Below are 22,407 nucleotides of genomic sequence, written 5' to 3' on the forward strand. Positions count from 1 at the left end.
TTCGTGTTTTGCCGATGATGGCAAGCGGTTCGCGTGGGTGGCGGATGCAGGACAGGCGCCGCGTCCAGCCCCCCGGCCCCTCCACCACCCGGCTGGCACCGGGCGGTCCCCCTCCCCATCGGAGATGGGGAGGAATGGGGCTTCCAGGTCCTCCCCAAGCTCTGCTTGGGGAGGGGGACCGCCGCGTAGCGGTGGTGGTGGGGCATGGCCCCGCACGCCGACGCAGGACTGGCGGCGCGTTCAGCCCCCCGCCCCTCCACCACCCGGCTGACGCCGGGCGGTTCCCCTCCCCATCGGAGATGGGGAGGAATGGGGCCTTACCGGGCCAGCCAGCTTTGCACGGCGGGCTTGAGCCGATCCGCGACGGCCTTGCGCACCGCGATCTGCGCGACCGAGCGCTTGGCACCGCCGCGTGACCCTTCGGGCAGGTTGGCGGCGGCCCAGCTCTCGATCTTGCCCGGCATGGCGGGATCGTTCGACCCGGCGCCGAGCCCGACGATGAAGGTCGCACGGTTGCTTTCCTCGAGGAAGCTGTCGACCAGCGGCTTGTTCGCCACCGCCCAGTCGAACGCCATGTCCGGATGCGCGCCCGCGACCGAACGCAGCAACGCGGCGCGCTGCGGCGGGGTGAAGGTGTCGGTCTTGAGCAGTTCCAGCGCCCGCTTCGCCGAGCCCTCATCCTCGGCGAAGCCCAGCAGCGAGACATAGCGATTCTTGACCACCGGATTGCGCTCCGCCTTGGCCAGTTCGAGCAGCCTGTCCCATTCGGCGGGCGTCGCGCGGGTCGCATAGGTCGCCAGGATCGGCTGGCGGATCGCGGCCGGGATCGCGTTGGGATCCTTGGCGAGCGCGCTGACATAATCGCGTGCACGGGCGGCGACCATGTCGTCGCCGCTCGTACCCAGCCGCGAGATCAGCGTCTCGCGCAGGTTGGTGACGAGCGCGCCCTCGTCCGGCTTCGCCTCGAACCCGACACGTGCCAGCACCGGCGACAGGATCGTGGCGATCCGGGCGCGCAGCGGCTTTTCAAGCGGCGTTCCCTCATACAGGCCATCGAGGCGCGACAACTGATTGGTCACCGCCTCCCATTCGAGCGGATCGGCGTCGGGGCGGACTTGCGCCATCAGGTCGAACCACCGGTTCAATCCCTGATAGCCACCCGCCGCCAGCGCGTAATCGTCGCCCAGCGTGCCCAGCCGGTCCTCCAGCGACAGCCTCTGATAGTCGCGCACGATCGCGGCATGCCCCGCATCGTCATACATGACACGCGTATAGGAGCCCTTGCCCCGGTTGAGCACCAGCGTGCCGCAGCCGCCGACGCTGACCGGCGCGGGGGCCGTGCCGGTGACGACGCTGCTGGTCTCGCCACCACCGATCGTCGCGACGCGGATCGGCACATGCCACGTCTGCGGCGCCTTCGACGCCTCGTCGAGGCCGAAGCGCCCCTGCGATAGCATGGCGACCGTCTTGCCGCCCTCGCACCGCGATCCCGACAGGGTGATCAGCGGGACACCGCCCTGAAGCGTGAAATCATGCGCGATGGTGGCGATGTTGGTGCCCGATGCCTTGGACAATTCCTCCCAGAGCTGGTCGGTCACGGTGTTCTGGTATTTGTACTTCGCCATATAGGCGCGGATGCCCTTGCGGAACGGATCGGCGCCCAGGGTCGATTCGATCATCCCGATCACCGCCTGCCCCTTCAGGTAGGTGATGCCGTCGAACGCCTCGCCGATCTGGTCGACGGTCTCGATCTTGCGGATGATCGGATGGGTCGCGGCGGTCGCGTCGATACCCATCGCGGATTCGCGCTCGCCGACGATGTTGGCGGCGGCGGCCTTCCAGGACGGGTTGAGGTCGTTGGTCGCCTTCCCCTCCATCCAGGACGCGAAGCCCTCGTTCAGCCACAGATCGTCCCACCAGCGCATCGTGACGAGATCGCCGAACCACTGGTGCGCCATTTCATGCGCGACGACCGTATGGATACGCTGGCGATTGCTCTCGGTCATCACCTGCGGATTGAAGAGCAACTCGTTCTCGAAATAGAAGATCGCCCCCCAATTCTCCATCGCGCCGAAGAACTGGCTGGAGCCCGGGCCGCCGATCATATCCATCTTGGGCAACGGATAGGGCGTCCCGAAATAGTCGTTGTAATAGGACAACAGCTTCGAGGCCGAGGCCAGCGCGTAATCGCCCTGGTCGACCACGCCCTTGCGGCTGACCACCCCGATCTGCACGCCGTTCGCCTCGACCGTCTTGCGATCGAGATCACCCGAGCCGAAGAACAGCAGATAGCTCGACATCACCGGCGTCTCGCCGAAGCGATAGAGCTGGGTGCCGTCGGACTGGGCGGTGATCAAGGCTGCGGGCATGTTGCTGATCGCGCGCTGGCCCTTGGGCGCGGTCGCGGTCAGGCGGAACTTGGCCTTGAACGCGGGTTCGTCCCACATCGGCGCGAAGCGGCGCGCGTCCGGCGCCTCGAACTGGGTCGCCAGCATCCGCGCCGCGCTGCCGTCCGAATTGGTGTAGTCGATCGCGAACAACCCGTTGGCGGAGCGGTTGATCGTGCCCGTCCAGGCGAAACCGACCTTGTGCCGCCCGACCGAAGCCGCCTGCGGCAGCGTCAGGGTCAGCGTCTGCTTATCCTTGTCGAGGGCATAGGGCACCGGCTTGCCGTCGAAGGTGGCGCGGGTGATGGTCAGCTCGGCGGCGTTCAGGACGATGGTCGCGGTCGCCTGGCGCACATCGACGTCGACGGTCTCCTCACCCGAAAAGCGCATGGCTTTCGCATCGGGGCGGACGGTGATGTCGTAGAGCACGGGTGCGACCGTCTGGGGCAGTTGCCCCGCCGCCAGAGCGGGGGCGGATACGGTAAGAGCAAGCAGAACCGAAAGGGCGGACTTCATCGCGTTCAGGGCCTTTCCACTGAGAATGACAAAGCTCTACGCCCTCGGTCGCGCAAAGCAAATGTCGCGCCCGTCATGATGCAACATTGCAATCCGGGAAGTGGCTAGACACGCTTTCCCTTTACGTTATCGTCAAGCCATGAGCCTGCCCCCCGTGCTGAATCGCCTGGCGCTGCCCGTGATCGGATCGCCCCTGTTCATCATCTCCAATCCGGCGCTGGTGATCGCCCAGTGCAAGGCGGGGATCGTGGGGTCGTTTCCCGCCCTGAACGCGCGACCCGCCTCCCTGCTCGACGAATGGCTGCACCAGATCACGCAGGAACTGGCCGCGCACGACCGGGCCAATCCGGACCGGCCCGCCGCGCCCTTCGCGGTGAACCAGATCGTCCACCGCTCCAACGACCGGCTCGAGGCCGATCTGGCGACCTGTTCGAAATGGAAGGTGCCGATCGTCATCACCTCGCTGGGCGCGCGCGAGGATGTGAATGCGGGCGTCCACGGCTGGGGCGGGATCACGCTTCACGACGTGATCGACGATCGCTTCGCGCGCAAGGCGGTCGAGAAGGGCGCCGACGGACTGATCGCGGTGGCGACCGGCGCGGGCGGCCATGCCGGACGGCTGTCGCCCTTCGCGCTGGTACAGGAGATACGCGATTGGTTCGACGGACCGCTGGCGCTGGCGGGTGCGATCGCGACGGGCGACGCGATCCTGGCGGCGCAGGCGATGGGCGCGGATCTGGCCTATATCGGCTCGCCCTTCATCGCGACGGTCGAGGCCAATGCGGCGGCAGCCTATAAGCAGGCGGTGGTCGACGGTCGTGCGGGCGATATCGTCTATTCCAATCTCTTCACCGGGGTGCATGGAAATTATCTGCGCGCCTCCATCGCCGCCGCCGGGCTCGACCCCGATCATTTGCCCGAGGGCGATGTCGCGACGATGAACTTCGGCGGCGGCCAGGCGGCCAAGGCGTGGCGTGACATCTGGGGCGCCGGCCAGGGAATCGGCGCGATCGACCGGATCGAACCCGCCGCAGACCGGATCGCCACCCTGGCGCGCGAATATGCGGCGGCCCGGGCGCGCCTCACCGGCGTTTGAGTTCCAAGCCCTTCCTCCCTCTCCCCTCAGAGAGGGGCGAGGGAAAAGAGCGATACTATTTTAAAAGGCATGGCTCAGTCGGTCCTGGAGCTGCCGTACCGGACTGATCGGCACGCGGTCGTCCTCGGCGATATGATCCAGTCGCTCGACCCGGCGGTAAAGGTTCAGGCTCGCCAACGTCAGGCGACGGGCGCGCGATGGCAGATGGCCGATCTGATGCGGATCCGACTCCGGCGAACGGCCGAGGCGCCGCTCGGCGTGGGTCGCTTCGGTCCAGTCGAGTTCACCCGCGTCCACCGCGCGCTGGGTCAGCACCCAGGCCAGGACATGCATCAGCCGGGTCGTCACCTTGAGCGACTCGCAGGAAAAACAGACGCGCTGCACAGGGTTCAGGCCCTCGCGCTCGTCGCGCCCGACACCGTCGAAATAGCTGCGCGCCGCTTCGGCGAGGATCATCGCCTCGGCATAGAGGCCGTCGATCAATCTGGTCTGGAAATGGCTATCGAAGCGGATGGACGACATGTCTCTTTCGCTCGCATGGCGCCCGCTCCTCGGACAAGGGGCGGGTTGGCACCGCCTGTCCCGATACGGCGCGCAGGCCCGATACTCAGGCGATGATATCGGGAATGAGCCGGTCCTCCAGCTCCGCCAGTTCGTCGCGCAGTCGCAGCTTGCGCTTCTTCAGCCGGGCGATCTGCAACTGATCGGGGGTCGATGCCATCAACAGCGCCGAGATGGCATCGTCGAGATCGCGGTGTTCGACGCGCAACATGTCGATCCGCGCGCGCGCCAGCGTGACGTCCATCCTGATCCCCCTCGATGGGCCGACGCCGCGGAAGCCCGGCGCCCGATCACCCTCTAGCAAGCCTGTCGCCGCGCCGCGAGAGGCACGAACGCGTCATCCGGCCAAATGGCTCGGTCGGTCGATTCTAACGAAAATCAGGGGGGACAGCGCACCGTTTTGGTGTTTTACTCCATACCCCAACAGCAAACGACAGGAGGTTGAAGCCCAATGCATACGGCGCATCAAACGGCCCTGGAGACCAAGCATGCCACGCTCGATCGGCGAATCAGCGCCGAGTCGCAGCGTCCCGTGCCGGATACTCAGATTCTGGCGGAACTCAAGAAGCAGAAGCTGAGGCTGAAGGAAGAACTGCAAGGCCTATAGCCTTGGCTGGCCGCGCGGGTCATCGGACCCGCCGCGGCCTTTGCCCCATCGGGCTCGAAGCGAGACGGGATGGGCGATGACCGACGAACGCCTTGGCATTCGCCGATAATTTCAGGATCAATAGCTGAAGGGTTTCGTCTTCAGACCGGTCGGAGCCTTGGCGTAATCGGGCGTCGTCGTGCCACCGCCGACCGGTTTGCGGACGAGCCGCGGATCGATCGGACGGTCGAACGCCACACCGACACGACCCTGGGTACACCAGGCGACCCGACCCGACACCGGCCCGATCCCGCGCAGGTCGAAGCTGATCGGCGTTCCGATTTCCACCACGATCGGCAGTTCGGCCATCAGACCGCCCTCGGAGATGTTACGCACCCGCACTTCACGCGAGTCGGCGCTGTCGCCGAGCGTCATTTGCGCCATCAGCAGCAGGCTGTCGCGCTGGCCCGCACGGTCGCTGCGTTCCACGTCGTCTCCCGCCAATTGTGACCCGTTGCCAAGTTCGCGGTTCATCGCGTCCATATCGAAATCCGTCGGTGCCCGTTCATGCTCGCGCGACCATGCGTTACCCGGCATGGCCTTGCCAATTCCTTAATGTAGGATGAGCTGAACAGAATGTCGCCGAATGGGGCAAGCCGGATGCGCCGGGACGACGGCTTCCGCCGGTCAACCCCCGACGAAGCGGACGCGACCGGCGGAGGCGTGACGTCAGTCGTCGCGCGACACCTTCTCGTTACGCTCGTGTCGCTCCTGCGCCTCGACCGTCATCGTCGCGATCGGCCGGGCTTCGAGGCGACCCAGGCTGATCGGCTCGCCGGTCACCTCGCAATAGCCATATTCGCCCTCGTCGATCCGGCGCAGCGCGGCGTCGATCTTGGAGATCAGCTTGCGCTGGCGATCCCGCGTGCGCAGCTCGATCGACCAGTCGGTCTCGCTCGACGCGCGATCGGTCAGATCGGGCTCACGCAGCGAGTCGACCTGAAGCTGCGACAGGGTTCCCTGCGCCTCCCGCTGGATCGATTCCTTCCAGTCCAGCAATTTACGCCGGAAATAAGCCTGCTGCTTCAGGCTCATGAAAGGCTCGTCCGCGCTGGGACGATAATTTTCATCGATATCGTTGGCCACATCCGGCCCCGTGGAGTCCGTCACGCGATTAAACACCGTCGCCATACCACTCTCCCAAAGGGCCCGTCGGTGCGACGTTCGGCACCGTGTCCTCGGGGCCGCCCCCTGATGGTCGAGAGCGCCTATAGTCGGTGCCACCGTCTGCCGCAAGCGACCGGCATTTCATCGTAATCACTCTTTCTATAATAAAGTTGCGAGGTGAACGTAAAATGGACGGAAGCCCCCGATTATAATCGATTTCCACACCCGATCCTCGAATCTCTCCATCGCGGGCGATCGACGACGTTCGAAGCGCCGCCCGTCCACTGCCCCCGAATCCCAAAGCTGAACGCGATTTCGAACAATGGGGTTGGAGCTTAAGGATTTCTTGGTCACTATCGTGACACAGGCGATCAGAATGACGGCCGTGCGGGCGGCCGGAGGGCGACCCCGTCCCCTTGCCCGGCCCGTCCCTTGCCCGGTTTGAGGATGTGACGATGTCAGTGCGAATGGCCTTGGCGAAGCTGACGGCGTGTGCCGCGGGCGGCGCCGTGATCGGCGGTGGCGCCGTGCATATGGTGGACCATCCCCAAAGGCCGCCGCTCGTGAAGCAGACCAAGGTCAAGAAGCGGATCGTGCATCGTCCGCCGCCGCCGCGACCGGTCCGCCGCATCGTAACGCGCCGGACCACGACCACCACCACGCCCCCGCCGACCGTCATCACCGTCACGACCCAGACGCCCCCCGTTCCGGTGCCGCTTCCCCCCACCCCGCCCTCGGTCGCGACCGGCGGCGGCTATGTCCCCGCGGTCATCGGTGGCTGGGGCGGGTTCGGCGGCGGCTGGGGCGGTGGTTTCGGCGGCGGCTTCGGCTTCGGCGGCGGTGGCGGGTCGAGCGGGAGCATCGTGATCTCCTCGACCAGCAGCGGCGGATCGACATCCACCTCGTCGGCATCGGGCGGCTCGGGCGGTTCGGGCGGTTCGTCCACCTCGACCGGCGGGGTCAGCAGCACCTCGTCCTCGGGCAACGTCTCCAGCACGTCGTCCAGCGGCAATGTGTCGTCCACGTCCTCGACGGGTGGATCCTCGACCTCGTCGGGCAACGTCTCGTCCACGTCGTCGACCGGCGGGTCGTCGACCTCGTCGGGCAACGTCTCCTCGACCAGTTCGTCGTCGGGCAATGTCAGTTCTTCGAGCGCGTCGAGCACGTCGTCGGCGTCATCGGCGTCGTCCGCATCCTCGGCTTCCTCGAGCGGTTATGGCTCGAGCAGCGACGGCTGGTCGTCCAACGGCTCGTCGGCGAGTTCGGCTTCCAGCGCGTCGTCGGCGTCGAGCGCCTCGTCGGCCAGCAGCGCGTCGTCTTCCGGCAATGGCGACACGCCGCCGCCGACCCCGGTTCCCGCGCCGCCCATGGTCTTGCTGTTCGGTGGCGCGGCGGCGGCGCTGGTGATCCGGCGGCGGCTGGTGAAGGCCAGGCCCGCCTGACCCACCCGGCCGCCGCACGCGGCCGCCGTTACGCCTTTTGCAGCGCGGCCTCGATCTCGGGCACCGGGTGCCCGGTCAGATCCTTGGCCAGTTCGCCCACCAGGCGGTCCTCGACCGTCTTGTGATAATGCTTGCGCAACTCGCCCAGCGTCTTGGGCGGCGCGACGACGATCAGCGCCTCAAAGTCATTGGCCAGCGCGCGGCGCTTGAGCATGTCGGCGGTTTCCGCCGCGAAACGATCCTCCTCCTGCTGGTGGAAATCCACTTCGCCCATCGTGCCGCCGGTCGTCGAGGAGGCCTGGCCCGCGCGATCGGTCTTCTGGTCGTGATCGGCCGGGTTGGGATGCTCCTTCGCCGTCTCGACGATCAGGTTGGGATAATCGGCATCGCCGTCGTTGCGAAAAAACAGGCTCTTGCGGCCATCTACGACCAGCACGACGCTGTTATGCGGCACTCGCATTGCGTTTCTCCTTGGCTATGCGGGGGGATAACGCCGTCGCTTCGCCACGGGTTGCGTGACGGCGGAGCGGAGGCCATAGCCTCGCCCCCATGCACGACATTCGCCTGATCCGGGACGACCCCGCCGCCTTCGACGCACGCCTTGCCAAGCGGGGCGCCGATCCCCAGGCCGAAAGCCTGATCGCGATCGACGAGCGCCGCCGCGCGATCGTCGCCGAGGCGCAGGACGCACAGACGCGCCGCAACGACCTGTCGAAGCAGATCGGCCAGGCCAAGGCGGCGCGCGATGACGACCGCGCCCAAGCGCTGATGAACGAGGTCGCCGCGCTCAAGACCAGGCTGCCCGAGTTGGAAGAACAGGAACGCCGGGTCGAGGCGGAGCTGAACACCGCGCTCGCCGCCATCCCCAACCTGCCCGCGACCGACGTGCCCGAGGGCGCGGACGAGAACGACAATGTGCTGGTCCACCAGAAGGGCGAGCCGACGGCCCTGGCTTTCGCGGCGCGGGAGCATGACGCGATCGCCCCCGCGCTGGGCATGGATTTCGAGACCGGCGTCGCGCTGTCCGGCGCGCGCTTCACGCTGCTGCGCGGCCCCATGGCACGGCTGTCGCGCGCGCTCGGCCAGTTCATGCTCGACCGGATGACCGAACAGCATGGGTTCGAGCTGGTCCAGCCGCCATTGCTGGTCCGCGACGAGGTGGCGTTCGGCACCGGCCAGTTGCCCAAGTTCGCCGAGGACCTGTTCCGCACCACCGATGGCCGCTGGCTGATCCCCACCGCCGAGGTCTCGCTGACCAACATCGTGCGCGAGGCGATCCTGAGCGAGGCGGAGCTGCCGCTGCGCTTCACCGCGCTGACCCCCTGTTTCCGTTCCGAAGCGGGCGCGGCGGGGCGCGACACGCGCGGCCTGATCCGCCAGCACCAGTTCGACAAGGTCGAGATGGTGTCGATCACCACCCCCGACCAGTCGGATGCCGAGCATGAGCGGATGACCGCCGCCGCTGAAGGCGTGCTGGAGGCGCTGGGCCTGCCCTATCGCCGCATGTTGCTATGCACCGGCGACATGGGCTTCTCGGCCGCACGCACCTATGACCTGGAGGTCTGGCTGCCCGGACAGGCGCGCTATCGCGAGATTTCGTCCTGCTCGACCTGCACCGATTTCCAGGCGCGGCGGATGATGGCGCGCTATCGTCCGAGCGAAGCCAAGGGCACGCGCTTCGTCCACACCCTGAACGGCTCGGGGCTGGCGGTCGGCCGCACGCTGGTCGCGGTGATCGAGAATTATCAGCAGGCCGATGGCTCGGTCGTCGTACCGGAAGCGGTGCGCCCCTATCTCGGCGGACAAGCGGTGCTGGAGCCGCGCTGATGCGCATTCTCCTCACCAATGACGATGGCTATCACGCGCCGGGGCTTGCCGCGCTCGAGCGGATCGCGGCGCGACTGTCGGACGATGTCTGGATCGTCGCGCCCGCCGAGGACCAGTCGGGGACCAGCCGGTCGCTGACCCTGACCCGCCCGATGCGGCTCCGCCAGTTCGGCGACCGCCGCTTCGCGGTCACCGGCACGCCGACCGATTCGGTGCTGATGGCGCTGGGCGAAGTCATGGCCGACCGGAAGCCCGACCTGATCCTGTCGGGGGTCAATCGCGGCGCCAATCTGGGCGAGGACGTGTTCTATTCCGGGACGGTGTCGGCCGCGATGGAGGGCGCGCTGGCGGGCATCCGCTCGATCGCGCTCAGCCAGCGCTACGCGGTGCAGGGGATGGGCGACGATGTCTCCTTCGCCACCGCCGAAGCCTGGGCGGAGCGCGTGCTCCGTCCGCTACTGGCGATGGACTTCGCGCCCCGGACGCTGGTCAACGTCAACTTTCCGCCGGTCGCGCCCGAGGCGGTGAAGGGCATCCGCGCCACGCGCCAGGGCCTGCGCGATTATGGTCGCGCCCGGCTCGACCGACGCAGCGATCCGCGCGGCTACGACTATTACTGGCTCGCGCTCGGTCGCCTGCCGCACCAGCCGGGCGACGACACCGACCTGGACGCCATCGCCGATGATCGCATCTCGGTCACGCCCTTGCATCTCGACCTGACGCATGATGCGGCGCTAGCTATGCTCGATGCGGCGTATCGCTGATATCGGTCTGGGGGGACTTGGGGTGAATCGTACTTTTCGACCCGTGACGGCCAGCATCGGGGTGTCACTGTTCCTGTCGGCGTGCATCCCCGGCATCGAGCCGCCCGCGCGCGCGCCGGAGCCCGCCGCCCCGGTCCCGATGGTGCAGCCGCTGCCCGCTTCGCCGACGGTCGATAGTCCGCCGCCTCAAACCGGCACAGCGCCCGCGCCGCGCCGCGTCGCACCGCGAACGCCGATCCGTCGCGCGGTCCCCCGGACCTCGCCGACGGTCGCGCTGCCCCGCGACCCGGTGGCCACCCTCCCCGCCCCGCGCCCCTCCTGGGAGGTTCGCCCGGTCACGCCGGACGCCAGGGAGATCGCCGCGACGACCTATATCGTGCGGCCGGGCGATACGCTTCGCAGCGTCGCGGACCGGACCGGCGCGGGGTCGGAAGCGATCGCGCGGGCCAACGGGCTCGATGCGCCCTTCGTCATTCGCGCGGGCCAGCGCCTGACCATTCCCGGCGGCCGCTATCATCTGGTTCGCTCGGGTGAGACCGGCATCGCGATCGCGCGGGCTTACGGCGTCGCCTGGTCCCGGATCATCGAGACGAACGCGCTGGCCGAACCCTTCGTGCTGCGCGCCGGACAGCGTATCCTGATCCCCGGCACCACCACCGGTACGCCGGGCGCCACCGGCAGCGCCGCGGCAGAGCGCGCCGCCGCCTTCACGCTCGACGTCGACGACATCCTGACCGGCGGCGAGCCTGCGCTCGCGACCAACCAGGCGCCAGCCAAGCCCAGCACCACGCCCGCCCGCGTCCTGCCGCCGACCGCCGTGGTCGCCGCGCCGACCCGGCTCAGCTCGGGCTTCGCCTGGCCGGTCGAGGGCAAGCTGGTCAAACGCTTCGGTGCTGGCTCGAGCGGCGAGCGCAATGACGGCATCAAGATCGCCGTGCCGATCGGCACCCCGATCAAGGCGACGGCGGATGGCGTGGTCGCCTATGTCGGCGACGGCATCGCCGCGCTTGGCGGTCTGGTCATCGTCAAGCACGGCGATGGCTGGACCAGCGTCTATGGCCATGCGTCGAAGCTGATGGTTCAGCGCGGGCAGAGCGTGAAGCGGGGTCAGACGCTGGCGCTGTCGGGCCAGACGGGCTTCGCCGACCGCCCGGAGCTTCACTTCGAACTGCGCCGGGGACGCTCGCCGGTCGATCCGCTGAGCCAGTTGCCGAAGCGCTGAAACCACTCGCTTTCCTGAACGCCGCCTAACACGCCGTTCAGGAACGGGAACGCCACATCCTGTCATAAGTTGGGGATGAAGACGGGGCCGGTGCCCCTCGGGAGTTGGCGTATGAAGAAGATGTTTCAGACCCTGGCCGCGATCGGCCTGTCGGTGGCGGGCATCGCCACCACGACCGCGATCCCCGTTTCGAGCGCGCAGGCGCAATCCTGGCGTGACGGTGGTCCGCGCTATGATCGCGACCGCCGGGACGACCGGCGCGACTATCGCCGTGACGACCGCCGCGACTGGCGGGGTGAGCGGCGTGGCTGGCGGGACGATCGCGGCAACGGCTGGCGTGGCCAGCGCGCGGAACGCACCCAATGGGCCATGGAGCGCGCACGCCGTACCCCCGGCTATGTCGATCCGCGCTCGCAGGGCGACTATAACAACTATAACGGCCGTGGGTCGGGCTATCGCCCCTGCACCTATGTCCGGAGCGGCGGGCGGACCGTCTGCCGCTGATCCACACCTCCGCAGAGGGTGACGAACGCGGATCGGCGGTGTAACGAGCCAGCCCTATGGCTTACACGTCCGATCTGCTTCGCACCCTCGATGACCGGGGTTACGTCCACCAGATGACCGACGCCGCCGCGCTGGACCGGCTGGCGGCGTCGCAGGTGGTGCCGGGCTATATCGGCTTCGACCCGACCGCACCCTCGCTGCATGTCGGCAGCCTGGTGCAGATCATGCTCCTGCGCCGGATGCAGCAGACCGGGCACAAGCCGATCGTCCTGATGGGCGGCGGCACCGGCAAGATCGGCGACCCCAGCTTCAAGGACGAGGCGCGCAAGCTGCTCGCCGAGGACGGGATCGCGGCGAATGTCGCCTCGATCAAGCGGATCTTCGAGCGTTTCCTGACCTTCGGTGACGGCCCGACCGACGCGGTGATGGTCGACAATGCCGACTGGCTCGACAAGCTGGAATATATCCCGTTCCTGCGCGAAGTCGGCCAGCATTTCTCGGTCAACCGGATGCTGTCGTTCGACTCGGTGAAGCTGCGCCTCGACCGCGAACAGTCGCTCAGCTTCCTCGAATTCAACTATATGATCCTTCAGGCCTATGACTTCCGCGAGCTGGCGCAGCGCCAGGGTTGCCGGTTGCAGATGGGCGGGTCGGACCAGTGGGGGAATATCGTCAACGGCATCGAACTCGCGCGCCGGATGGACGGTACGGACGTGTTCGGCGTGACCACCCCGCTGATCACCACCGCGGATGGCGGCAAGATGGGCAAGACCATGGCCGGTGCGGTCTGGCTTCACGAGGACCAGCTGCCGCACTTCGATTACTGGCAGTTCTGGCGCAACACCGACGACCGCGACGTGGGCCGCTTCCTGCGCCTGTTTACCGACCTGCCACTCGATGAGATCGCCCGGCTGGAGAAGCTGGAAGGCGCGGAGATCAACGAGGCCAAGAAGATCCTCGCCAACGAGGCCACCGCCATGTGCAGGGGCCGTGCGGCAGCGGACCAGGCGGCGGAAACCGCGCGGCGCACGTTCGAGGAAGGGTCGGCGGGCGCGGCCTTGCCGAGCTTTGCGGTCGAGGGTGGTTCGGTGTCCATCGTCGATGCGCTGATCGGGCTGGGCTTCGCCAAGTCCAAGGGCGAGGCACGCCGCCTGATCGCGGGCGGCGGAGCGCGCGTCGATGGCGAGAAGGTGTCGGACGAGACTATGATGATCGCCATCGGTGGTGAGCCGGTAAAGCTCTCGTCGGGCAAGAAGAACCACGGGTTGCTGACGGCGGGGTGATCGACTTCGGCGCTGTGCGTCGAAGTTTATCCTGAGCGGTTGGCTTGCCAGCCAGCCGAAGGGCCTAGGCGGAACTGAGGTTGAGCCACTTCCTTTTCATAGGATCTGTTCCCCGGCGAAGGCCGGGGAACAGATCAACGATAGGCCACGCCTCGGCCTATCCCCGCTTCACCACCACCGCCCCCGCGATCACCAACGCCACCCCGACAACCTTCCCGATCGTCACCGGCTCCACGCGAACCCCGAACAGTCCGAAATGGTCGACGATCAGCGCGGCCACCAGCTGGCTGGCGATGGCCGCGGTCAATGCGACCGAAATGCCCAGACGTGGCGCGACATAGGCCAGCACCGCCACGAAACCGGCCCCGTAAAACCCGCCGAGCCACGCCCAGGCGGGAGCGCCCTTCAACGCCGCCGGACTGGTTCGGTCGATCGCCGCCCAGACCACCGCCAGCGTCGCGGTGCCGATCATGAACGACGTCAGCGCCGCCAGCACCACCGACCCCGAGGCCTTGGCAAGCGCGGCGTTGGTCGGTGGCTGGATCGCGAGGCCGATACCGGCGAAAAGGACGAGGATGAGCGGGAAGAGAGCGGCCATAACCGCGCCTAACGCCAGGACCGCCGCTTCGTTCAGCCGGAACGCAACAGCGCGACCCCCGCATCCCGCTCGAACAGGTAAAGCGCCGTCCGCGCCGCCTGTCCCCGGGGCGCTTCCAGCCCGCCGTCGCGGTCGATCAGCAATCGCGCATCGTCCTGCGCGCATTGCATCAGGTCGCCCATGTTTTCCGGCGTCGCGAGCCGGAACGCCATCTCACCCGACTGCCGCGTGCCGAGCAACTCGCCCGCCCCGCGCAGCCGCAGATCCTCCTCGGCGATGCGGAAGCCGTCATTGGTCTCGCGCATCAGCGCCAGCCGCGCGCGCGACGTTTCCGACAAATGGCTTCCGCGCAACAGCAGGCAACGCGACAGCCCCCCGCCCCGCCCGACGCGCCCGCGCAACTGGTGCAACTGCGCCAGGCCGAAACGGTCGGCATGTTCGATCACGATCAGCGTGGCGTTGGGCACGTCCACCCCCACCTCGATCACCGTCGTCGCGACCAGCACGCCCAGCCGCCCGCCCGCGAACGCCTCCATCACGGCGTCCTTTTCGGCGGGCTTCATCTTGCCATGGACCAGCCCGACCCGCTCACCGAACCGGGCGCGCAGGGACTCGGCACGCATTTCGGCGGCGGCGAGGTCCGATTTCTCGCTCTCCTCGACCAGCGGACAGACCCAGTAAGCCTGCCCGCCGTCCGACAAGTGACGACCGAGCGCATTGACCACCTCGTCCAGCCGGTCGTCGGACACCACCCGAGTCTCGATCGGCTGGCGGCCGGGGGGCATTTCGTCCAACCGGCTGACATCCATCTCGCCGTAATTGGCGAGCGTCAGGGTGCGCGGGATCGGCGTCGCGGTCATCGCCAGCAGGTGCGGCGGCGCCTTGCCCTTGGCCGACAGCATCATCCGCTGCGCCACGCCGAAACGGTGCTGCTCGTCCACCACGACCAGAGCGAGGTCGCGGTACGTCACGGTTTCCTGAAAGATCGCATGGGTGCCGACGAGAATGTCGATCTCCCCCGCCGCCAGCGCCATCAGCGTGGCTTCCCGCGCCTTGCCCTTGTCGCGGCCGATCAGCACCGCGATTTCGACCGGCAGCCCGGCCAGGACCTTACGCAACGTCTCATAATGCTGGCGCGCGAGGATTTCGGTCGGGGCGAGCATCGCCGCTTGTGCCCCCGCCTCGACCGCGATCAGCATAGCCATCGCCGCGACCAGCGTCTTGCCAGCGCCGACATCGCCTTGCAGCAGCCGCAGCATCGGCGCGTCCTGCGCCAGATCGCCCTCGATCTCGCGCACCGTCCGGCTCTGCGCACCGGTCAGCGTATAGGGCAGCTTGAGCATGTCCCGCAGCCGCCCGTCGCCGTGGAGCGCTCGCCCGCGCCGCTTGCGGGTGTCGGCGCGAACCAGCGTCATCGCCAACTGGTTGGCGAACACCTCGTCATAGCCCAGCCGCTCGCGCGCCTTGGCGTCCGCCGGATCGGCATGGATGCGGGCCAGCGCCTCCTTCCAGTCGGGCCAGCCGCGCTGCGCCTTCAATCCCGGCTCGATCCATTCGGGCAGTTCGGGCGAACGCTCCACCGCCTGCGCCGCGAGCGCGCCCAGCCGTCGCGAGGTGATCCCCTCCGACAGCGGATAAATGGCCTCGCGCTCGCGAAAGTCCTCGGTGCTGTCGCCCAGATCGGGATGCACGATCTGCAAATCCTGGCCGTACAGGTCGAGGCGGCCCGACACGATCCTGGTCTCGCCGATCGGCAGCAGCTTCCTCACCCAGCCCGAATTGCCGCCGAAATAGACCAGCGCCACGCTGTTCCCCGCCGCATCCTCGGCCCGGACCCGCGTGGGCCCGCGTGGGGAGGATGAGACGCGGTGCTCCTTCACGGTCAGCGAAATCGCGATCACCCGCCCCGCGTCCGCCACCAACAATTCGTCGCGGGGGAAACGGTCGATATGCCCGGTCGGCAGATGAAAGGCGACGTCGACCACCCGCGCGATGCGCAGGCGTTCGAGCGGCTTGGCGAGGCCGGGGCCGACGCCTTTCAGCGACGTGACCTCGGCGAACAGCGGATTGAGGATATCGGGACGCATGACTAAATGGGTCTGTATAGCCTTCCCCTCGCGCACCGCCAGAGCATGTGGGGCCTTAATCTCGTTGGATCGGAACCCCATGGATCACGAAACCCGTATCAAGCGCCTCCGCTTCCGCGCATGGCATCGCGGCACCAAGGAAGCCGATCTGATGATCGGCGGCTTTTTCGACGCGCACCACGAGACCCTGTCGGCGGAGGAACTCGACTGGTTCGAGGCGCTGCTGGAGGAACAGGATGTCGATATCATGGCCTGGGCGATCGGTACGCAGGCATGTCCTCCGCAATGGGACGGCCCGGTGATGCAGCGGATGCGCGCGCTGAATTTCGTGCCGATCGCCCGGTAACTTATTCCCGTTCGGCCGTTCACCTGCCCGACGACCCCAGCTTCGGAACCTCATGCCCGATATCAAGACGATCCTGTCCGCCCAGAGCCCGCTGACCCTGTCGGGCGTTCCGGCGGGGTTCCTGCCCGTGCTGCTCGCCGATCTGGCGCGGGCGGCGAGCCTTCGCGCGGTCTTCATCTGCGCCGACGAAGCGCAGATGCGCGAACTCGCCTCGACCGCGACCTATTTCGCGCCCGAGCTGGAGGTGGTGCAGATCCCCGCCTGGGATTGCCTGCCCTATGACCGCGCCTCGCCGACCCTGCGCGTCATGGCGGAGCGCATCGCGGGGCTCCACCGGCTTCAGGCCAAGCCGAAGACGCCCCAACTGGTCCTGACCACCGCCAATGCCGCGACCCAGCGGGTGCTGACCCCGTTCCGCATCCGGCAACTCGTCGCCCGCCTCGCGCCCGGTGAGCGGATCGGGCTGGAGAAGCTGTCGGCGCTGCTCCAGGCGAACGGCTATGTCCGCACCGAGACGGTGCACGATCAGGGCGAGTTCGCGGTGCGCGGCGGCCTGGTCGACCTGTTCCCCAGCGGCGAGGAACAGGCGCTGCGCCTCGACTTCTTCGGCGACGAGATCGAGAGCGTCCGCACCTTCGACCCCGCCGACCAGCGGACGACCGGGCGGATCGAAGGCTTCACGCTGCTCCCCGCCTCCGAGGCCCTGCTCGACGAGGAGTCGATCAAGCGCTTCCGCACCCGCTACCGCGAGACCTTCGGCGCGACCGCGACCGGTGACCCGCTGTATCAGGCGGTGTCGGAGGGGCGGCGCATGGCGGGGATGGAGCATTGGCTGCCCCTGTTCGAGGACAAGCTGTCGACGCTGTTCGACCATCTCGGCGATGCGGTGGTGGTGCGCGACAATGGCGTGACGGCGGCGGTGACTTCGCGGTTCGAGGCGGTCGCCGACTATTATGAAAACCGCAAGCGCGCCGAGGCGGCCCAGCCGGGCAGCTTCCGCCCACTGCCCGCCAAATCGCTGTATCTCGCGCCGAAAGAATGGGACGAAGCGCTGGACGCCGCGACCGCGCATCTCGTCACGCCCTTCCACGAGCCGGAAAGCCAGACGGTCCTCGATTTCGAGGTGGACGGCGCGCGCGACTTCGCCCCCGAGCGCGCGGCCCACGCCAATATCTACGAGGCGGTGGTCGACCATATCGAGGCCCTGCGCAAGGAAGGCCGCAAGCCCGTCCTCGCCAGCTATTCGGTCGGCGCGCGCGAGCGTCTCGGCAGTCTGCTCAAGGATCACGGGCTGAAGGGCGCCAAGGCAGCCGAGACCTGGCAGGAAGCCCTGGGCATCGCCGACACGTCGAAGAGCTTCGGTGTCGCGCTGGTCGTGCTCCCGCTCGATCACGGCTTCGCCGCGCCGGGCATCGCGGTACTGACCGAGCAGGACATGCTCGGCGACCGGCTGGTCCGGCGACAGAAAAGGCGCAAGTCGGCCGATGCCTTCCTGGCCGAGCTGGCGACGCTCTCGCCCGGCGATCTCGTCGTCCACTCCGACCATGGCATCGGCCGCTACGAGGGGCTGACCTCGATCCCCGTCGGCAAGAGCCCGCACGACTGCGTCGCGCTCTCCTATGCGGGCGGCGACAAGCTCTATGTGCCGGTCGAAAATCTCGAAGTCCTGACCCGCTACGGCTCGGGCGAGGACGGCGCGACGCTCGACCGTCTGGGCGGCGAGGCGTGGCAACGGCGCAACTCGAAGATGAAGGAGCGCATCCGCGAGATCGCGGGTGAGCTGATCGCCACCGCCGCCGAACGCGCGCTGCGCCAGGGCGAGGTGGCCGAGCCGGACAACGCGGGCTATCCGGCATTCGTCGACCGCTTTCCTTACGAGGAAACCGACGATCAGGATCGCGCGATCGACGATGTGCTGGGCGACCTGACGGCGGGCAAGCCGATGGACCGGCTGATCGTCGGCGACGTCGGCTTCGGCAAGACCGAGGTGGCTTTGCGGGCCGCGTTCGTCGCGGCGATGGCGGGGATGCAGGTGGCGGTCGTCTGCCCGACCACGCTGCTCGCGCGCCAGCACTTCAACAACTTCGTGGCCCGGTTCGAAGGCTTCCCGATCAAGATCGGCCGCCTCTCCCGCCTGGTCACCGCGACCGAGGCCAAGCGGACCAAGGACGGCGTGGCGTCGGGCGATCTCGACATCGTCGTCGGCACCCATGCGCTGCTCGCCAAGGGCGTGGAGTTCAAGCGGCTGGGGCTCGTCATCGTCGATGAGGAACAGCGGTTCGGCGTGACCCACAAGGAGCGGCTGAAGGCGCTGAAGGCCGACGTCCATATGCTGACGCTGACCGCGACGCCGATCCCGCGCACGCTGCAAATGGCGATGTCGGGCCTGCGCGAGCTGTCGGTGATCCAGACGCCGCCGGTCGATCGCCTCGCGGTGCGCACCTATGTCATGCCCTGGGACCCGGTCGTCCTGCGCGAGGCGCTGCTGCGCGAACATTATCGCGGCGGGCAAAGCTTCCTCGTCACCGCGCGCGTCGCCGACCTGCCCGACATCGAGGAATATCTGCGCAAGGAAGTGCCCGAGGTCCGCTATGTCGTCGCGCACGGCCAGATGTCGCCGACCGAGGTCGAGGAGCGCATGTCCGCCTTCTACGACCGCAAGTTCGAGGTGCTGGTGTCGACCACCATCATCGAGAGCGGCATCGATATTCCGTCGGCCAACACGATGATCGTCAACCGCGCCGACCGTTTCGGCCTGGCCCAGCTCTATCAGTTGCGCGGGCGGGTCGGCCGGTCGAAGACGCGTGCCTATGCCTATATGGTCACCCCCCCCGAGCGGATGATGACCGAGGCGGCGGAGAAGCGGCTGAAGGTGCTGTCCGACCTAGACTCGCTCGGCGCGGGCTTCCAACTGGCCAGCCATGACCTCGACATTCGCGGCGCGGGCAATCTGCTCGGCGACGAACAGTCGGGGCATATCAAGGAGGTCGGCTACGAACTCTACCAGTCGATGCTGGAAGAGGCGATCCTGGAGGCCAAGGCGGGCGGCGCCTTCGAGAAGAAGCGCGACTTCTCACCCCAGATCACCGTCGACGCGCCCATCCTGATCCCGGACGATTACGTCCCCGATCTCGATCTGCGCATGGGCCTGTATCGCCGCCTCAACGATCTGGAAAAGCATCAGGACATCGAGGCGTTCGCCGCCGAGATGATCGACCGCTTCGGGCCGCTGCCAGAGGCGACCGACAACCTGATCCAGGTCATCAAGATCAAGCTCAACGCCAAGACCGCTTGCATCGCCAAGATGGATGTCGGCCCGCGCGGCGTGCTCGTCGCCTTCCACGACAACCGCCCGCCCAATGTCGACGGCCTGTTCGCCTATGTCGAACGGCTCGGCGATCTCGCCAAGTTGCGCCCCGACGGCAAGCTGGTCCTCAACCGCGCCTGGCCCGACGCCAAGGCGAGGCTGCACGGCGCGCTGCAACTGTCCAAGGGACTGGCCAAGGCGGCGGGATAACGCGCAATTCCTCCCCATCCCCGATGGGGAGGAGGACCGCCGGATGCAGTCCGGTGGTGGAGGGGCGAGGTCCGGGACTATCGATCGGGTCCAAGGGCTTGCGGCAACGACACGCCCCCGCCCCTCCACCATCCTTCGGATGGTCCCCCTCCCCAAGCACAGCTTGGGGAGGATTGGGTGGTCATCGCCGCCTCGACGCCCCGCCCATTCCTCCCCATCCCCGATGGGGAGGGGGACCGCCGGACGCAGTCCGGTGGTGGAGGGGCAAGGCCCGGGACTATCGATCAGGGCCAGCGGCTTGCGGCAACGACGCGCGCTTCCACCATCGCTGCGCGACGGTCCCCCTCCCCAAGTTGAGCTTGGGGAGGAACAAGCAGCTTAGCTGCTGTGGTCGGTGACGATTTTCCAACCGTCGGTGCGACGTTCGAAGACCAGCGTCGTCATGCCGCTCTCCTCGTCCGCGCCGCCCGACAAAATCCAGCGGGCGAACAGGATCCGACGGTCGCCGATCGGCTTGATCTCGAGGAAATCGAACCGCAGCGTGCCCCGGCTATTCCCCGATCCGGTGAAGCTGCGCCGATAATTCTCGGCGATGGCGAGTTTGCCCCGGATCAACCCGCGCTTGCCGACGAAGACCGCATCCGGCGCATAGATCGCCATGAAACGGTTCAGATCGCCCGCATTCCATCCCGACGCGCTCGCCAGCATCGCGGCACGGATGCCCGCCGCCGCCGGATCCGCGGCAGGCGCCGAAGCCTGTGCCACGGCCAAAGCCATCGTCAACGGGATACCGAACATGCCACCTCCTCCTCGACCATCGCGCGCAACGCCGCCTCGTCGAGCGGTGCCGCGCGCAGAAAGCCTTGATAGGTCTGACAGCCCAGACGGCCAAGCAATTGCGCCTGGTCATGCGTCTCGACGCCCTCGGCGATGATCGCCATGCCAAGCCGCGACGCGATCCGGATGACGCCGCGCACGACCACCCGGCCGCGCGTCGTGCCGTCGACCTCGGCGACCAGCGAACGGTCGAGCTTGATCGCATCGATCGGCAGGCTGGTGAGATAGGCGAGGCTGGAATAGCCCGTCCCGAAATCGTCGATCGCGATCCGCACCCCGGCCTCGCGCAGTGCCTCCAGCACGGCGGCGGCACGGTCGAGTTCGGCGATGAGCCCCGTCTCGGTGATCTCGACGGTCAGCCGCTCGACCGGAAAGCCGCTTTCCGCCACGCGGTCGAGGAACAGCCGCGAAAATCCCGACCGGCCGACATCGGCGGCCGTGATGTTGATCGACAGGCGGAGATGCGACAGCACCTCCGGCCAGTTCGCCGCCTTGTGCAGCGCCATCTGCTGGATATGGTCCGACAGTGCCAGGCCGAGGTCCGCGCGCTCCGCCGCCGCGAACAGCGGATCGGCCCCCAGCGGTCCCAGCGTCGGATGCCGCCAGCGCGCCAGCGCCTCGACGCCCGAGATCAGGCCGGTGGCGATCGTCACCTGGGGCTGGAACACGATGTCGATCTCGCCCCGCTCGATGGCGTGGTGGAGATCGGCGGCCAGCACGTCGAGCGGCGCGACATCGCCCGGATGGGCGAAGCGCAGCATCGAACCGTCGCTCGCCCGCGCCTTGGCCAGCGCCTCGCCCGCGCGTGCAAGCAAGCTGCCGGGATCCTCGCCCGGACGATAGGTCGCCATGCCCAGCCGGACGCCCAGCCGGATCGGCACCGCGCCAGCCTGAAACGGCGTGGCGAGCAGGATTTCGAGCATTTCGGCCACCGCACGCGCGCGCTCGGGCTCGATCACGCCCGCCAGGACGAACTCGGCGCCGCCCGACCGCGCGACGATCGCGCTTTCGCCAAAGGCCTCCTCGGCGGCGGCGAGCATACGCGCCTCGACCCCGCGCAGCAGCATGTTGCCCGCCGGGCGGCCATGCGCGGCGTTGATCAGGTCGAGCCGGGAGAGCGAGATGATGATCGCGACGCACGGATCGCCCCGCTCGATCGCCTCGGCGACCCAGCGATGCACCTCCCCCACCTCGCCATCGGCATGGCTGCGTCGTCGTCGGACATCGAGCGTTCGCCGGGCATGGCGTTCGGCCAGTTTCAGCGCGGCATGGACCATCGCATCCCCGGCATCGGGTGCGAGCACGTGAGTCGCCCCCGCGGACAGAAAGGCATCCAGCGTCTCGCCGCTCGTATCGGGGATCACGACCAGCATCGCCGCCCCCGTCGCGGCGATCACCGCGCCGAGCGCCTGTGCGGCGCGCAGCCCCGCGTCGCCCTTGCCACGCCCGTCGATCAGCGCGACCCGCGCCTCGCTCGCCAGGAAGGACCCGACCAACGTGTCGCCGGCCGGCGGATCCCCGGCGCCGGGCGCCATCGACCAGATCGCCCAGCCCGCACGGATGATCGCTTCGTCCAGCATCGCAGGATGTTGGAACGAAAGCGCAAACACCGCCGTTCCTCTGCGGTGCGCGTTAAAACCGAATTCATCCTGCGTCATGGGCGCACC

21 protein-coding genes are annotated in these 22,407 nt (G+C 67.7%); 9 read left to right on the plus strand and 12 right to left on the minus strand.

Annotated elements, in window-relative coordinates; translation table 11 throughout:
* Positions 1-317: 317 nt before the first annotated feature.
* On the minus strand, positions 318-2,903 hold the full coding sequence (locus LRP66_RS06710; RefSeq protein ID WP_230481735.1) for a M1 family metallopeptidase: 2,586 nt from the start codon (positions 2,901-2,903) through the stop codon (positions 318-320).
* 139 nt (positions 2,904-3,042) lie between these two features.
* Here LRP66_RS06710 and LRP66_RS06715 point away from each other — a divergent pair, with 139 nt between their 5' ends.
* On the plus strand, positions 3,043-3,999 hold the full coding sequence (locus tag LRP66_RS06715; protein ID WP_230481736.1) for an NAD(P)H-dependent flavin oxidoreductase: 957 nt from the start codon (positions 3,043-3,045) through the stop codon (positions 3,997-3,999).
* A 60-nt stretch (positions 4,000-4,059) separates the two neighbouring features.
* On the opposite strand, the gene LRP66_RS06720 is transcribed toward LRP66_RS06715, so the two are convergent.
* Positions 4,060-4,521: a DUF1465 family protein gene (locus LRP66_RS06720; protein WP_230481737.1), complete on the minus strand. Its 462-nt coding sequence runs from the start codon at positions 4,519-4,521 to the stop codon at positions 4,060-4,062.
* An 85-nt stretch (positions 4,522-4,606) separates the two neighbouring features.
* Positions 4,607-4,804, minus strand: coding sequence for a YdcH family protein (locus LRP66_RS06725; RefSeq protein ID WP_230481738.1), 198 nt, complete (start codon positions 4,802-4,804; stop codon positions 4,607-4,609).
* Between the two features lie 207 nt (positions 4,805-5,011).
* Here LRP66_RS06725 and LRP66_RS06730 point away from each other — a divergent pair, with 207 nt between their 5' ends.
* The gene (locus LRP66_RS06730) at positions 5,012-5,167 is read left to right on the plus strand and encodes a YdcH family protein (RefSeq protein ID WP_230481739.1); all 156 of its coding nucleotides are present in this window, start codon (positions 5,012-5,014) and stop codon (positions 5,165-5,167) included.
* A 117-nt stretch (positions 5,168-5,284) separates the two neighbouring features.
* Here LRP66_RS06730 and LRP66_RS06735 read toward each other — a convergent pair whose 3' ends face one another.
* The 5 genes from LRP66_RS06735 to LRP66_RS06755 form a co-directional block, all read right to left on the minus strand.
* The gene (locus LRP66_RS06735) at positions 5,285-5,743 is read right to left on the minus strand and encodes a PilZ domain-containing protein (protein ID WP_230481740.1); all 459 of its coding nucleotides are present in this window, start codon (positions 5,741-5,743) and stop codon (positions 5,285-5,287) included.
* A 132-nt stretch (positions 5,744-5,875) separates the two neighbouring features.
* On the minus strand, positions 5,876-6,337 hold the full coding sequence (dksA, locus tag LRP66_RS06740) for an RNA polymerase-binding protein DksA (RefSeq protein ID WP_230481741.1): 462 nt from the start codon (positions 6,335-6,337) through the stop codon (positions 5,876-5,878).
* 730 nt (positions 6,338-7,067) lie between these two features.
* Entirely contained in the window at positions 7,068-7,478 is a 411-nt protein-coding gene (locus LRP66_RS06745; protein WP_230481742.1) for a hypothetical protein, read from the minus strand.
* Positions 7,479-7,526: 48 nt separating this feature from the next.
* Positions 7,527-7,760 carry a hypothetical protein gene (locus LRP66_RS06750; protein WP_230481743.1) on the minus strand — a complete coding sequence of 78 codons (234 nt, stop codon included), beginning with the start codon at positions 7,758-7,760 and terminating at the stop codon, positions 7,527-7,529.
* Positions 7,761-7,783: 23 nt separating this feature from the next.
* Positions 7,784-8,215, minus strand: a complete 432-nt coding sequence (locus LRP66_RS06755; RefSeq protein ID WP_230481744.1) for a host attachment family protein — start codon at positions 8,213-8,215, stop codon at positions 7,784-7,786.
* Positions 8,216-8,304: 89 nt separating this feature from the next.
* Between LRP66_RS06755 and serS the strand changes: the two genes are divergently transcribed.
* The 5 genes from serS to tyrS all read left to right on the plus strand — a co-directional run bounded on the left by serS (position 8,305) and on the right by tyrS (position 13,355).
* Positions 8,305-9,582 (plus strand): serine--tRNA ligase, encoded by a 1,278-nt coding sequence (gene serS, locus LRP66_RS06760; RefSeq protein WP_230481745.1) that lies wholly within the window; start codon positions 8,305-8,307, stop codon positions 9,580-9,582.
* Complete coding sequence (gene surE / locus LRP66_RS06765) at positions 9,582-10,346, plus strand: 5'/3'-nucleotidase SurE (protein WP_230481746.1); 765 nt, start codon at positions 9,582-9,584, stop codon at positions 10,344-10,346. The genes serS and surE overlap by 1 nt, the downstream gene beginning before the upstream one ends.
* 22 nt (positions 10,347-10,368) lie before the next feature.
* Positions 10,369-11,568: a M23 family metallopeptidase gene (locus LRP66_RS06770; protein ID WP_230481747.1), complete on the plus strand. Its 1,200-nt coding sequence runs from the start codon at positions 10,369-10,371 to the stop codon at positions 11,566-11,568.
* A gap of 111 nt (positions 11,569-11,679) precedes the next feature.
* Positions 11,680-12,072, plus strand: a complete 393-nt coding sequence (locus tag LRP66_RS06775; RefSeq protein WP_230481748.1) for a hypothetical protein — start codon at positions 11,680-11,682, stop codon at positions 12,070-12,072.
* Positions 12,073-12,128: 56 nt separating this feature from the next.
* A complete protein-coding gene (tyrS, locus tag LRP66_RS06780) occupies positions 12,129-13,355 on the plus strand; it encodes a tyrosine--tRNA ligase (RefSeq protein WP_230481749.1) in 1,227 nt (408 codons plus the stop codon).
* Positions 13,356-13,512: 157 nt separating this feature from the next.
* On the opposite strand, the gene LRP66_RS06785 is transcribed toward tyrS, so the two are convergent.
* Complete coding sequence (locus LRP66_RS06785) at positions 13,513-13,953, minus strand: DMT family transporter (RefSeq protein ID WP_230481750.1); 441 nt, start codon at positions 13,951-13,953, stop codon at positions 13,513-13,515.
* 32 nt (positions 13,954-13,985) lie between these two features.
* The gene (gene recG, locus LRP66_RS06790; RefSeq protein WP_230481751.1) at positions 13,986-16,040 is read right to left on the minus strand and encodes an ATP-dependent DNA helicase RecG; all 2,055 of its coding nucleotides are present in this window, start codon (positions 16,038-16,040) and stop codon (positions 13,986-13,988) included.
* Positions 16,041-16,119: 79 nt separating this feature from the next.
* Here recG and LRP66_RS06795 point away from each other — a divergent pair, with 79 nt between their 5' ends.
* Positions 16,120-16,386 carry an FAD assembly factor SdhE gene (locus tag LRP66_RS06795; protein ID WP_175311351.1) on the plus strand — a complete coding sequence of 89 codons (267 nt, stop codon included), beginning with the start codon at positions 16,120-16,122 and terminating at the stop codon, positions 16,384-16,386.
* 52 nt (positions 16,387-16,438) lie between these two features.
* Positions 16,439-19,903, plus strand: coding sequence for a transcription-repair coupling factor (gene mfd / locus LRP66_RS06800; RefSeq protein WP_230481752.1), 3,465 nt, complete (start codon positions 16,439-16,441; stop codon positions 19,901-19,903).
* A gap of 378 nt (positions 19,904-20,281) precedes the next feature.
* Here the strand turns inward: mfd and LRP66_RS06805 are convergent, their stop codons facing one another.
* Positions 20,282-20,701 carry a YybH family protein gene (locus LRP66_RS06805; protein WP_230481753.1) on the minus strand — a complete coding sequence of 140 codons (420 nt, stop codon included), beginning with the start codon at positions 20,699-20,701 and terminating at the stop codon, positions 20,282-20,284.
* On the minus strand, positions 20,683-22,350 hold the full coding sequence (locus LRP66_RS06810) for a putative bifunctional diguanylate cyclase/phosphodiesterase (protein ID WP_230481754.1): 1,668 nt from the start codon (positions 22,348-22,350) through the stop codon (positions 20,683-20,685). Before LRP66_RS06810 ends, LRP66_RS06805 begins: the two co-directional genes overlap by 19 nt.
* Positions 22,351-22,407 lie beyond the last annotated feature (57 nt).

The organism is Sphingomonas sp. Leaf21 (assembly GCF_916858675.1).
In the GTDB taxonomy this organism is placed as follows: Bacteria; Pseudomonadota; Alphaproteobacteria; order Sphingomonadales; family Sphingomonadaceae; genus Sphingomonas.